Source organism: Altericroceibacterium indicum, from assembly GCF_009828105.1.
GTDB classification, from domain to species: Bacteria; Pseudomonadota; Alphaproteobacteria; order Sphingomonadales; family Sphingomonadaceae; genus Altericroceibacterium; species Altericroceibacterium indicum.
In genome coordinates this window covers 605,261-618,546 of record NZ_WTYQ01000002.1, presented here as the reverse complement: position 1 = coordinate 618,546, position 13,286 = coordinate 605,261, and the positions used below count along the sequence as shown (strand labels likewise).

11 protein-coding genes, 2 tRNA genes and 1 riboswitch are annotated in these 13,286 nt (G+C 55.9%); of the genes, 8 read left to right on the top strand and 5 right to left on the bottom strand.

Features of this window, described 5'->3' with window-relative positions:
* Nucleotides 1–64 precede the first annotated feature (64 nt).
* On the top strand, nt 65–1,264 hold the full coding sequence (locus GRI39_RS07830) for an LL-diaminopimelate aminotransferase (RefSeq protein WP_160739113.1): 1,200 nt from the start codon (nt 65–67) through the stop codon (nt 1,262–1,264).
* Between the two features lie 90 nt (nt 1,265–1,354).
* Here the strand turns inward: GRI39_RS07830 and GRI39_RS07825 are convergent, their stop codons facing one another.
* The 3 genes from GRI39_RS07825 to GRI39_RS07815 form a co-directional block, all read right to left on the bottom strand.
* Nucleotides 1,355–1,978 (bottom strand): glutathione S-transferase, encoded by a 624-nt coding sequence (locus GRI39_RS07825; RefSeq protein ID WP_160739112.1) that lies wholly within the window; start codon nt 1,976–1,978, stop codon nt 1,355–1,357.
* The gene (trhO, locus tag GRI39_RS07820) at nt 1,971–2,927 is read right to left on the bottom strand and encodes an oxygen-dependent tRNA uridine(34) hydroxylase TrhO (protein ID WP_160739111.1); all 957 of its coding nucleotides are present in this window, start codon (nt 2,925–2,927) and stop codon (nt 1,971–1,973) included. The genes GRI39_RS07825 and trhO overlap by 8 nt, the downstream gene beginning before the upstream one ends.
* Before the next feature lie 73 nt (nt 2,928–3,000).
* The gene (locus tag GRI39_RS07815) at nt 3,001–3,255 is read right to left on the bottom strand and encodes a hypothetical protein (RefSeq protein WP_160739110.1); all 255 of its coding nucleotides are present in this window, start codon (nt 3,253–3,255) and stop codon (nt 3,001–3,003) included.
* A 177-nt stretch (nt 3,256–3,432) separates the two neighbouring features.
* Between GRI39_RS07815 and GRI39_RS07810 the strand changes: the two genes are divergently transcribed.
* A tRNA-Cys gene (locus GRI39_RS07810) sits at nt 3,433–3,506 on the top strand.
* Between the two features lie 57 nt (nt 3,507–3,563).
* A tRNA-Thr gene (locus GRI39_RS07805) sits at nt 3,564–3,639 on the top strand.
* Nucleotides 3,640–3,910: 271 nt separating this feature from the next.
* Here GRI39_RS07805 and GRI39_RS07800 read toward each other — a convergent pair.
* Nucleotides 3,911–5,998 carry a TonB-dependent siderophore receptor gene (locus tag GRI39_RS07800; RefSeq protein ID WP_160739109.1) on the bottom strand — a complete coding sequence of 696 codons (2,088 nt, stop codon included), beginning with the start codon at nt 5,996–5,998 and terminating at the stop codon, nt 3,911–3,913.
* A 228-nt stretch (nt 5,999–6,226) separates the two neighbouring features.
* A complete protein-coding gene (locus tag GRI39_RS07795; RefSeq protein ID WP_160739272.1) occupies nt 6,227–6,919 on the bottom strand; it encodes a spermidine synthase in 693 nt (230 codons plus the stop codon).
* A 119-nt stretch (nt 6,920–7,038) separates the two neighbouring features.
* Nucleotides 7,039–7,144, top strand: a riboswitch (TPP riboswitch).
* 41 nt (nt 7,145–7,185) lie between these two features.
* On the opposite strand from GRI39_RS07795, the gene GRI39_RS07790 reads away from it, so the two are divergent.
* From GRI39_RS07790 to fusA, 5 genes are all read left to right on the top strand, one after another.
* Complete coding sequence (locus GRI39_RS07790; RefSeq protein WP_160739108.1) at nt 7,186–7,581, top strand: hypothetical protein; 396 nt, start codon at nt 7,186–7,188, stop codon at nt 7,579–7,581.
* Nucleotides 7,582–7,611: 30 nt separating this feature from the next.
* A complete protein-coding gene (thiC, locus tag GRI39_RS07785) occupies nt 7,612–9,480 on the top strand; it encodes a phosphomethylpyrimidine synthase ThiC (RefSeq protein ID WP_160739107.1) in 1,869 nt (622 codons plus the stop codon).
* 585 nt (nt 9,481–10,065) lie between these two features.
* On the top strand, nt 10,066–10,437 hold the full coding sequence (gene rpsL, locus GRI39_RS07780) for a 30S ribosomal protein S12 (RefSeq protein ID WP_047820267.1): 372 nt from the start codon (nt 10,066–10,068) through the stop codon (nt 10,435–10,437).
* Between the two features lie 94 nt (nt 10,438–10,531).
* Entirely contained in the window at nt 10,532–11,002 is a 471-nt protein-coding gene (gene rpsG / locus GRI39_RS07775) for a 30S ribosomal protein S7 (protein WP_160739106.1), read from the top strand.
* Nucleotides 11,003–11,165: 163 nt separating this feature from the next.
* Nucleotides 11,166–13,259, top strand: coding sequence for an elongation factor G (gene fusA / locus GRI39_RS07770; RefSeq protein WP_160739105.1), 2,094 nt, complete (start codon nt 11,166–11,168; stop codon nt 13,257–13,259).
* Nucleotides 13,260–13,286 lie beyond the last annotated feature (27 nt).

Sequence of the window (13,286 nt, the reverse complement as noted above, 5' to 3'; positions counted from 1 at the left end):
GTTTCCGTCACTATTGCAGCGACGCGGCAATCAAGCTGTGTCTATTCAGGAATAGTTAGAGGTCATGGAAGAAGAGTTCTACCGCATCAAGCGCTTACCGCCTTACGTCATCGCCGAAGTCAACGCGATGCGTCACGCGGCGCGTGTTGAAGGGCGGGACATCATCGACCTTGGCATGGGCAATCCAGATCTTCCCCCGCCCCCACATGTGATTGACAAATTGTGCGAAGTGGCTCGCAAGCCGGACGCACATGGCTACTCGCAGTCCAAGGGCATCCCCGGATTGCGCAAGGCCCAGGCGAATTATTATGAGCGCCGCTTCGGTGTCGATCTCGACCCCGAGAGCGAAGTTGTTGTCACATTGGGTTCCAAGGAAGGGCTCGCCACGCTGGCCAGCGCGATCACTGCGCCCGGCGATACGATTCTGGCACCCAATCCCAGTTACCCCATCCACACCTTCGGTTTCATCATCGCTGGTGCCTCGATCCGCTCAGTACCAACCACGCCGGATGAGAAATATTGGGATGCGCTGGAAAAGGCGATGCACTTCACCGTACCGCGCCCGACCATTCTGATCGTGAATTATCCATCCAATCCCACGGCCGAAACGGTGGATCTGGCCTTCTACGAGCGGCTGGTGGCATGGGCGAAGGAAAACAAGGTCTGGATCTTGTCCGACCTTGCCTATTCCGAACTTTATTATGATGGCAATCCTACGCCTTCGATCCTTCAGGTTCCGGGAGCCAAGGATGTCGCGGTGGAGTTTACCTCTCTGTCCAAGACCTATTCCATGGCCGGCTGGCGGATGGGTTTTGCAGTGGGTAACAAGCAGCTTATCGCAGCCCTGACGCGGGTGAAATCCTATATCGATTATGGCGCTTTCACGCCGATTCAGGCCGCTGCTTGTGCTGCACTGAATGGCCCGCAGGATATCGTCGACACCAATCGCGAACTGTATCACAAACGACGCGATGTGATGATTGAAGCGTTCGGCCGGGCAGGGTGGGACATTCCACCGCCCAAGGCCTCCATGTTCGCATGGGCACCGCTGCCACCAGAACTCGCCCATATGGGCAGCCTGCAATTCTCCAAGGAATTGCTGACCGAAGCCGAAGTCGCTGTGGCACCGGGTGTGGGCTATGGCGAAGATGGCGAAGGCTATGTCCGCATCGCCATGGTTGAGAATGAACAGCGTTTGCGGCAGGCCGCTCGCAATGTGAAACGCTACCTTCAGAGCAAGGGTGTCAATCGCGCCGCTGCCTGAGTAACCGAAATATCAAGAGGGGCGGCGGATCATCGCTGCCCCCTTTCTATACCTTACCTTAGCCAATCCGGCTGCGGGTTTGCGTTATCGTTAAAACAACGTTCCGCCCATTTCTCCGGCCTGCCATTGCGGGCGTTTGATCATCACCTGACTGAACAGCTCTGAGCGGAGAAATTCGTCGAGCCATGCTTGCAGGCGGGGCAGGGGTTGCGCATCGAACCATGCCCGATCCGTGGCGGCGAATTGCCTGATGAAAGGCCGGATCGCCATATCTGTCAGCATAGGCTTGTTTCCGCACAGATAGGGCTGGTCAGACAGGCGATCTTCGAGGCGCTGCAGAATGGTAAGCGCGGCGCTGCGATGTTGGACCGGATCGCTGTTATGGCGCGTTTCATATTTATAGCGATCAAGGTGATGCTTGAACGGGCCGTCATTGGCCGCGATCAGCTCCGCATCATCCCCTTCCAGCCAGCCTTCCGGATCATGTCGGGAAAGCGCCCAGCGCATGATGTCTATGCTCTCATCCACCACCTGGCCATCACTCAGCACGAGCACAGGCACAGTGCCTTTGGGGGAAGCCTCCAGCATGGCTTCGGGCTTCTCCCGCAGTTTGATTTCTCGCACCTCACATTGCGTGTGGCTCACATGCAGAGCAAGCCTTGCGCGCATGGCATAGGGACAACGACGGAAGCTGTAGAGTATCGGATCAGTCATCAGCCTTTTCTGGCAGACCTGATCCAATATGTGAAACCCCGCGCGCTCTGGCGAGCTTGGCTTGTTTCTGGCGTTCGGCGTAGCGCTGGCGCTGTTCTTCGCTCTTTTCAGCGTGGCAATGCGGACAGCTCACGCCTTCAACAAACAGTTCGGACGCGGTTTCTTCCTCGGTCAGCGGCATACGGCACGCCCGGCACAGCGTGTAATCGCCGGCATGAAGTCCATGTGTCACGCTCACCCGCTCATCGAAAACGAAGCAATCGCCTTCCCAGATGCTTTTTTCTTCCGGCACATGTTCGAGATAGGCAAGGATACCGCCTTTCAGGTGGTAAACCTCATCCAACCCCTGCGACTTAACATAAGCAGTAGCCTTTTCGCAGCGAATGCCGCCGGTGCAGAACATGGCGATCTTGGGTTGCTTGCCCTGTGCTTCAAATTCGGCCCGCTGTTGCTGAAACCACTCCGGAAATTCGCGGAAAGATTTGGTATGCGGGTCAATCGCGCCTTTGAAGGTGCCAATGGCCACTTCATAATCATTGCGTGTGTCGATCAGGATCGTGTCCGGGTCTTCAATCAGCGCATTCCATTCATCCGGTGTGACATAGGTGCCCACATCGCTGACAGGATCAATATCAGGCTGGCCCATTGTGACGATCTCTTTCTTCAGCCGAACCTTCATTCGGTAGAAGGGCATTTCGAGCGCCCATGATTCTTTGAATTCGATATTGGCACACCCCGGCAGCGCGCGAATATGGGCCAACACGGCATCAATACCGTCGGGTGTTCCGGCGATCGTGCCATTGATCCCTTCACGCGCGAGAAGCAGCGTGCCCTTTATGCCATGCTCATTGCAGCAATCGAGCAGTGGCCCCTGAATGGCAGCGATGTCCTCGAAAGGTGTGAACTGATAGAGCGCCGCGATACGATACGGCAGATTGGCCTTCGTCACCTTACAAACTTCCTGAACTAAGTGGCCCCGGTGGCCCTGAAAGGCAGCTCTTTAGCAGAAAGTGAGGCTCTCGTCATGCAGTGAGAGGATTGGGGAGAGATTCTGATTTTGGGGTGTCCACCGTTTTCAAATTAGCCGGCCGCCCTGCTGTCCAATTTTCCTGCATCCGCACTTTGGGATTGGGCGCGCACCATATTTCGCCCGTCTCATCAATCGCGGTAACCCAGATGAGGTTATGCTCCATACCGTAATCGATGACTGCGAAAGTAACACCTTTGCCCTTATCGATGACAAACACCGGGATAGGCGGATCAAGTTGCGTAAACATCGGGCTGCTCCGTTATGATAAGTGTTTGAACGAATGGATGAAAGAAAGGTCCACGCCTTTTAAAGCACTCATGCATTTTTCCGGTTACAGCAGCAGAATCCAGCAAATTGCATGAAGAGGATTGCGCAAAGTGATTCTCTTCGCTACTGGCCGCACTCCCCGCTTTGTTGGGGACTTGGCCCGATGGCGGAGTGGTTACGTAGGGGACTGCAAATCCTCGCACGCCGGTTCGATTCCGGCTCGGGCCTCCACATACATAGGGTATGAGTATTGTGGCTAAAGCCCGATGCTTATAAAGCCCGCCCAGTGCCGCTTTAGCTCAGTTGGTAGAGCACATCATTCGTAATGATGGGGTCAGGTGTTCGAGTCACCTAAGCGGCACCATTTCTCTGTTTCTCAATATCCCCCAAAGTCTTGAGTTTCTGCGCTTTTTAAGCGATATATCGTCTCTCAAAGACTGGCATTGTGTCTGCTAGTGCCCCCAAAATCCACTCGATTTGGGGGCACCATATGGCTTCCTTCCATTCTAACGAAAGGATCGCACCATTAAACCGTGGGATCAAACAGCTAATTATGGCCTTGGCGCTTTGGAAAAATAGCGCTGACGGATATGCGATTGCTTACCCGTCAGTGCTATGAATTGGCGATTCACTTTTTAGATAGTCGTTGAAATCGAGAAGCGAATCGTCGCGGGGAGGCCTGGTGCTGCGAGGTTCGAGCCAGTGGCCGCCCAATACCGCTTGCCGGTGACATTGCTGGCGTAGACACGGAAATTTGTCGACCGTCCGGCGATTATTGTATTGTAGCCAGCTCCAAGGTCGAGGGTTGTATAGCCGGGGGCATAGCCCTGATTGAGTGTATTGACGGGGCGGCGGCCGACGCGGAAAATACCGGCGTTGATGGTTAGGCCCTGAACCATCGGAACCTTGTATTCGACAAACGCAGACCCTGAAAACCGGGCGCTGTTTTCAATCCGGTTCCCGATAATATCAGCTGCCCCCGAGCGCTGCTTGGCGTCGAGGAAAACACCGCTCATCGATACAGAAAGGTTCGGTGTTATTTCACCGCTCCCTCCAAATTCGATACCCTGATAACGAGCGCGGCCATCCTGCACATAGTAACCATCGGCATTGATATAGGTGGAGGCACGGTCGACTTGGAACCAGGCGACTGTCAGCAGAAGCCGATGCAGTGGCTCCACTTTGAGGCCGATTTCACGCTGCTTACTGAGCGCGGCGGGCAATTGCTCGCCTGCGTTTTTGGCGATTTGCTGCGCAATGCCACCACTTTCGAGTCCTTCGATATAATTGGCATAAGCACTGGCCCAATTGGCCGGTTTGACCAGCACGCCATAAGACCATGTGTCCGGGTTTGTTTTATAGACACCCGTGAGGCTGCGATCGCGATAGTGGGCTTTGCGATATCCGATTGTCGCCTGTAGCCAGTCGCCCAGACTGGCTCGGTCAAAAATATAGACTCCACTGTCGCGAATGGAATCGGCAGCCTGAATGACCCGAGGTGGAATCGCTCGTTCAGGCACGGGGACCGGATCGTAGAGATTCTGCGCCATGCTGAATCGCGTAGCGGCTGGGATTTCGATGTCGCGATTATTGATAGAGGCGCCAATCAGCAATTGATGTTCGATCGGGCCGGTGGCGAAGGCTCCTGTGATATCTCCACGGTAGATGACGTTCCGGTAATTGCTGTTCTTCGTCATGGCCACCGATAGCGTTCCGTCACCAGTTCCGAGGTCATAGCCGCTGAACGAGGAATAGCGTCGATCACGCTGAAGGTAGGATTGGCCTACAGCGAAGGACGCGCTCCAAGAGGAAGAAAAGTCGTAACGGGCGCGTGCCAGAAGGTTAGTTTCCCAACCTTTCGCCTGCATCCATTTGCCACCAACATTGCGGGAAGCCGGTTGAGCTGCTGGCACAGTGATATGGCCATTAACTGCCGAGGGCAGGACATATTCGGTGGGTTCGGTGATCGTTTTGTAGATATAGCCGGCGTCGAATTGAAAGCTGAGCTTGTTCGTCGCTTGCCAGTCAAACGCTGCCGATGAAAACCATCTATGGCCATCGGTGCGGGCAATGCCGGTCTCAAGCGATGCACCTCCGGCATTCACACGCACACCCGCGTTACCCAGTGGTCGGCTGATATCTATCGCACCGCCGATAGTGCCGTGATCGTCACCGAAAATTTCCAGCCCGGTTAAAGGGTCGGCTTCCGGCCGTTTGCTGACGAGATTGACGACACCTGAAGGGGAGGCGAACCCATAATAGAGGCTGGCGGCCCCTTTCAGGACTTCGACCCGGCTCTTGTCCTCCATAGGCATGTCAACAAAGGTGATGACCGGTAGTACACCGTTGAGGCGAAAATTGGTTGTATTGTCGACCGGGATGCCGCGGATCGAGAGGTTGCTGTATATCGTAGTGTTGAGCTGAGCCTGGGTCACACCGGCGGTATTGCGTGCAGCGTCGAAGACAGAGCGTGCTTGTTGTGCATCCAAAACACTTTTGGGAAGCACAGTGACGGTTAGCGGTGTGTCGATCAGTCGTGAATCCCTGAACGTCCCAGCCTGAACATAGTCGGCACCGAAACTGTCAGGCCGATCTGCCGTGACGACGATATCGTCTAACTGAGGAGCGCTAGGGTCAGGCGGCGGTTTGGCCTGAGCGAACGCAGGATTGAAAGGGGCGCTGACGCAGCACAGAGCGGCGGTGACAATGGATTTTCTCATCATGACCGCTACATTAATGCAAATAATTATCATGTGCAATTCAGTATGCGTTGCACTCGCATTTATTCTGTCTGGTGCGTTGCGAACTGGATTCCTTGCCGTCAGTGATGGCGGCTTGCGCATACCGCGGCACCCCATCCTCCACTGTCCGTGGGCGTTGGGGTGATGTGTGTGATCTTGTGAGGGAACCGGTCAGGCTGGTATGGCCTGTGCCCAACCGGTTACGTCCGATCAGTCCGCGTTATATGGGCCGTCCATCTTCTTTGCGAACCAGATCACATGGCGTGGGCCTTTGCCATTACTGCGCGCGCGGACGGCGACTTCATCGACATCAAAGCCTGATTTCTTCAGGCGCAGCTTGAAACTCTCATCCGGGGCGGCGGACCAGATAGCGAGCACTCCGCCCGGTTTCAGCGCAGATTTTGCATTGGCAAGGCCTCGGCGCGAATAGATCCGGTCATTTTCATCGCGGACCAATCCGTCCGGGCCGTTGTCCACATCCAGCAGGATCGCATCATAGACGCCATTGGCGCTCATGATGAGTTCGGCCACATCGCGCATGGCGAGCTTTACGCGCGGATCTTCAAGGCAGTCACCCGTCATCTCAGCCATGGGGCCGCGGGCCCATTCGATGATTTCGGGCACGAGTTCGGCCACCGTCACCTTGGCATCGGGCTGCAATCGGGCGAGGGCGGCGCGCAGAGTGAAGCCCATGCCATAGCCGCCGATCAGCATGTGGAGCTTGGCCGGATCGTTCAACCGATCCAGGGCCATGTCGGATAAGGCTTCTTCGGAACCGCTCATCCGGCTGTTCATCAGCTCATTGCGATCGAGCTGGATCATGAAGTCCTTGCCTCGGCGGTACAGGCGCAATTCTTCGCCTCCGGGCACTTGAGCCGAGCCGAGATGTTCAAGAGGGATCATGATGTGTGCCTGTTTTGCTGAGAATAGAGTATTTCCCGGCCGATACAGCCCGACGGCCTGCTTGGCGAGTGTGATCATAGCTCGCCCCCCTTTCATATCCGAGCAAAAGCCTCTATGCAGGCTGGACCCCGGGGAGCCGCTTGGCTGAGAGGTAGGTTTCGCACCCTACGACCCGTTGAACCTGAACCCGTTAAAACGGGCGGAGGGAGTGGCTGGGCGTGCGGCATTCGTACACCTGCTCCCTTCTGTTGAGAGGAGCGTTGCGTGTGACCCCCCATGATATGTCAAGCTGGATAGCTTTGTTTACCGGGCTTTATGCTTTGGCGGTCGGCATAGGCGAATTGCGCAATCCCGGCGGCTGGGCTGTCATGCTCAAGGAATTCGAAGCATTTCATGGCTTGCGTTTTCTTACCGGCGTTATCTCCATTGGCATTGGTGGGATGATCTACCTCGCTTGCAACTCCCAAGCCCCTAGCGGGCTCGCCATCGGCATGAGCGTGGTTGGCGGACTGATGGTGGTGAAGGGGGCGCTGCTCATCGCCAGTGGGGACAGGTTCATGGGGTTCGCACGGCAGCTTATCGGCAAGGTCGGAAGCTTTCTGCCAGGCTTTGTCGTTTTCTTGGGCGCGGTGCTGATCCTGCTCGCCTTCGCCGGTCTCTAAAGTTTCACTACTTCTGTAAGGACATCCCTCATGGCCGATATTAATTCCCGTTTTGAAATAGGTGTGACCACAGGTCCGATCCGTGGCAGCCGCAAGGTCCATGTCGGGCCACATCGCGTTGCAATGCGCGAGATTGATCTGGAACCTTCCAGCGGTGAGCCACCGCTCAGGGTCTATGACACCTCGGGACCCTATACGGATGCGAATGCCACTATCGATATTTCTGCCGGTCTATCACCATTGCGCCGCGAATGGATCATGGGGCGCGGCGATGTCGAGGAATATGATGGCCGTGCGATCAAGCCTGAAGACAATGGCCAGTTGGGGCCAGACCGTTCAGGCGGCGTGCCAGCGTTCCCCAAGGTCGTGCATCGCCCGCTTCGTGCCAAGGCTGGGCAGAATGTCAGCCAGATGCATTATGCGCGTAAAGGCATCATCACGCCGGAAATGGAATATGTTGCCTGCCGTGAAAATCTCGGCAGGGCGCAGGCGCGTGAACAGATGGAGCAGGACGGCAATAGCTGGGGCGCAGCCATCCCCGACCATGTGACGCCGGAATTTGTCCGTGATGAAGTGGCGCGCGGTCGGGCTATCATCCCCAGCAACATCAACCATCCCGAAGCTGAACCCATGGCGATCGGGCGCAATTTCCTCGTCAAGATCAACGCCAATATCGGCAATAGCGCCGTGGCTTCTGACGTGGCGGCCGAAGTGGACAAGATGGTCTGGTCCACCCGCTGGGGTGCGGATACTGTCATGGACCTTTCCACCGGTCGGAACATTCACGATACGCGCGAATGGATCATCCGTAACAGCCCCGTGCCCATCGGCACCGTGCCGATCTATCAGGCGCTGGAGAAGGTTGGTGGTGTGGCAGAAGACCTCAATTGGGAAGTCTTCCGCGATACGCTGATCGAACAGGCCGAACAGGGTGTTGATTATTTCACCATCCATGCTGGTGTTCGTCTGCCCTTCGTGCCGATGGCGGCCAAGCGCGTAACAGGGATCGTCAGCCGTGGTGGTTCGATCATGGCAAAGTGGTGTCTTGCGCATCATAAGGAAAGCTTCCTTTACGAACGCTTTGACGAAATCACTGAGATCATGAAGGCTTATGACGTTGCCTATTCACTGGGTGATGGCCTGCGTCCCGGCTCGATTGCCGATGCCAATGATGAAGCGCAATTTGCCGAGCTGTACACACTGGGCGAACTGACCAAACGCGCTTGGGCACAGGATGTGCAGGTGATGATCGAAGGGCCGGGTCATGTGCCCATGCACAAGATCAAAGAGAATATGGACAAGCAGCTCGAAGCTTGCGGTGAAGCGCCGTTCTATACGCTTGGGCCGTTGGTCACCGATATTGCGCCGGGTTATGACCATATCACCAGCGGCATCGGTGCGGCACAGATCGGTTGGTATGGTACAGCCATGCTTTGCTATGTGACGCCTAAGGAGCATCTCGGCCTGCCAGATCGTGATGACGTGAAGGTTGGCGTGGTGACTTATAAGCTGGCAGCCCACGCGGCTGACCTTGCCAAAGGCCACCCGGCAGCCAAATTGCGCGATGATGCACTGTCACGTGCACGTTTTGAATTCCGCTGGCGCGATCAGTTCAACCTCAGCCTCGATCCCGAAACCGCTGAGCAGTACCACGACCAGACGTTGCCGGCAGAAGGCGCAAAAACCGCACATTTCTGTTCCATGTGTGGGCCGAAGTTCTGTTCGATGAAGATCAGTCAGGAAGTCCGCGAATTTGCTGCCAAGCAGAATTCGGATAGCTACCTCGCCAGCGAAACCATCGCCGCCGCCCTGCGTCCCGAAGATCAGAAGGGCATGGATGATATGAGCGAGAAGTTCCGCGAAAAGGGCGGGGAATTATACCTGCCTGCGGAAGATTAATTGTGTGAGGCCCGGCCACTTGGTCGGGCCTTGCCATTCTGGTGGTTTGCGGCTTGGCGCGGGATGACATTTTCTTGACCCCCTCTGCCATCTCCCGTAAGGGCTTGCCAATCCGAGGTCAGTTTTCTGCCTCGGGTAGATAGAGCTGAACATTGCCGGTTATGTCCCGGAGGGTCTCCCACTTTTGGTGGTGTGGCCCTTTATCCTTTGGGTTTCTGCGGGTTTCTGCAGAGTCCATAGGTCTCTATTGACCGGGTGAGCGATCATCCGTTGGGGCAGCCGTCAAAGTAACCCGGTGCTTGTTGTATCGGGTGGAGTGATTCGGCTCGTTTCTGTGTATCGGTTTTTCCGGTGCTGCGTTTTTCGGGGCTTTCGTGGCTCTGGTTCCTGCCTTCGGGCAGGGAGGCGTTTGAGAAACGAGCGCGCCTTGCAGGCGGTTTCCTCCATCCATGCTGTCAGGCACTGAAATCGGGTTTCGTGGCTTCTGGCTTTAACCAGAGAACGCGGTGCTCGATTTTCCGTCCGGGAACGGGCGACTGATGCGGTAATTCCACCGTTTCAGAACACACAGGTGAAGAGTACTTCATGCCGACAATTAACCAGCTGGTCCGCAAGGGCCGCGTTCCGCAGAAGGCCAAGAGCAAGGTCCCTGCAATGGAACAGAACCCGCAGAAGCGCGGCGTTTGCACACGTGTTTACACGACGACGCCAAAGAAGCCGAACTCAGCTCTGCGTAAAGTGGCCAAGGTCCGTCTGACCAATGGCCGCGAAGTCATTTCCTACATTCCTGGTGAAGGCCACAATCTGCAGGAACACTCTGTTGTTCTGATCCGCGGTGGTCGTGTGCGAGATCTTCCCGGTGTGCGTTACCACGTCCTGCGCGGCGTGCTCGATACACAGGGTGTCAAGGACCGCAAGCAGAGCCGTTCGAAGTACGGCGCGAAGCGGCCTAAGTAAGGCTCCGGCACAATTCGCCCGGAGGTTTCTCCGAGGCAGGCATGCGTGATGATGAAAATCTCCGCAGTGCCGTGTTACTTAAGGAATTTGTGAAATGTCACGTCGTCGTCGTCCCGAAAAGCGGGTCATCCTGCCCGATCCCAAGTTCAAGGATCTGGTTCTGTCGAAGTTCATGAACAACCTCATGCTCGACGGTAAAAAGAGCACTGCCGAACGTATCGTTTATGGCGCGCTCGAATCTGTGGAAACCAAGTCGAAGGCCGATCCGGTCCAGATGTTCCACGATGCACTGAACAATGTGAAGCCGCAGGTTGAAGTTCGTAGCCGCCGTGTTGGTGGTGCGACCTATCAGGTGCCGGTCGAAGTCCGCCCGGAACGCGCTCAGGCGCTGGCTATCCGTTGGCTGATCGCGGCTGCTCGTGGCCGTGCGGAAACCACCATGGCTGCTCGTTTGTCGGGTGAATTGCTCGATGCAGCGAATAATCGTGGCAATGCGGTCAAGAAGCGCGAAGATGCGCACCGTATGGCTGACGCGAACCGCGCCTTCTCGCATTATCGCTGGTAAGCTGATAAGACGAGGAATGGCGCATCGCGTCGGATTGCTTTCTGCCTTGGCTTGGTATTCTTACCGGGCCGGGCAGGGCGGTCTTTAAGCGGTCACATTTTCAACTATATGGGTGGCAGCTTCCATAACGGCTCCTCCCAACCTATCTTTCGAGGAATTTCCAATGGCCCGCAGCCATCCGATCGAACGATATCGCAATATCGGTATCATGGCGCATATTGACGCCGGCAAGACCACTACGACCGAACGTATCCTTTATTACACCGGCAAGTCCTACAAGATCGGCGAAGTCCATGACGGCGCTGCTACGATGGACTGGATGGAGCAGGAACAGGAACGCGGCATCACCATCACCTCTGCTGCCACGACCACGTTCTGGCAGGCAGAAGACGGTCAGGGTCCGGAACACCGGATCAACATCATCGACACGCCAGGCCACGTTGACTTCACGATTGAAGTTGAACGTTCGCTCCGCGTGCTCGACGGTGCGGTTGCAGTTTTCGACGGCGTTGCCGGCGTGGAACCGCAGTCCGAAACCGTATGGCGTCAGGCTGACAAGTACAAAGTTCCACGCATGTGCTTCGTCAACAAGCTCGACCGTACCGGCGCTGACTTCTACTACTGCGTGCAGTCGATCATCGATCGTCTCGGCGCAACCCCGCTGGTTCTGTATCTCCCGATCGGCGCTGAAAGCGACCTGCAGGGCGTTGTCGACCTGGTGAACAACCGCGGCATCGTCTGGGAAAATGACGGGTTGGGCGCAACGTTCAACTATGTCGATATTCCAGAAGATCTGGCCGACAAGGCTGCTGAATATCGCGAAAAGCTCATCGAAACTGTTGTTGAACAGGACGATGAAGTGATGGAAGCTTACCTTGAAGGTAATGAGCCTGATGCGGCGACGCTGAAGAAGCTCATCCGCAAGGGTACGCTTGATCGCGCATTCGTGCCCGTGCTGTGCGGTTCTGCGTTCAAGAACAAGGGCGTTCAACCGCTGCTCGACGCCGTTGTCGACTACATGCCAAGCCCGATTGACGTTCCTGCCATCAAAGGCGTTCTGCCTGATAGCGACAAGGAAGAATCACGCCCATCTTCGGATGAAGCGCCATTCTCCGCACTCGCCTTCAAGATCATGAACGATCCTTTCGTAGGCACCTTGACCTTCACGCGGATTTACTCGGGCAAGCTCTCCAAGGGCTCTGTCACGAACTCCGTGAAGGAAAAGAAGGAAAAGATCGGCCGTATGCTGCTGATGCATTCCAACAACCGTGAAGACATCGATGAAGCCTTTGCTGGCGACATCGTGGCTATTGCTGGCCTGAAGGAAACGACCACGGGTGATACGCTGTGCGATTCTGCGCATCCGATCATTCTGGAACGTATGGAATTCCCAGAGCCCGTTATCGAGCTTTCCGTGGAACCCAAGACCAAGGCTGACCAGGAAAAGATGGGCGTTGCCCTCAACCGTCTGGCTGCTGAAGATCCTTCTTTCCGCGTGTCGACAGACCACGAATCCGGCCAGACGATCATCAAGGGTATGGGTGAACTTCACCTCGATATTCTCGTCGATCGTATGCGTCGTGAATTCAAGGTTGAAGCCAATGTTGGCGCTCCGCAGGTGGCTTATCGTGAGTCGCTGGCGAAGGAAGTCGAAGTTTCCTACACCCACAAGAAACAGTCGGGTGGTTCGGGTCAGTTCGGTGAAGCCAAGGTTGTCGTCACTCCGGGTGAACGTGGTCAGGGTGTTGTCTTCATTGACGATATTAAGGGCGGTAACATTCCGCGCGAATATATTCCGTCAGTGGAAAAGGGTATGCGTGAGCAGGCTCAGAGCGGCTATCTCGTCGGCTTCCCGATCATCGATTTCACCATTCGCCTGATCGACGGTAAATATCATGACGTCGACTCAAGCACGGTGGCATTCGAAATCACTGGTCGTGGTGCAATGCGTGAAGCGGCTCAGAAGGCCGGTATCAAGCTGCTTGAACCGATCATGAAGGTTGAAGTCGTGACTCCGGAAGATTATCTGGGCGACGTGATCGGGGATCTCAATTCCCGTCGCGGTCAAATCCAGGGTACGGACACACGCGGCAATGCGCAGGCGGTCGAAGCACACGTGCCGCTGGCGAATATGTTCGGTTACGTGAATGAGCTGCGCTCCTTCACTCAGGGCCGTGCACAATACAGCATGCAGTTCTCTCATTATGACGAAGTGCCGGCTAACGTCGCGCAGGAAGTCAAGGAGAAGCTTGCTTAAGCGAGCACAAGCGTTTAGGGGCGGCGC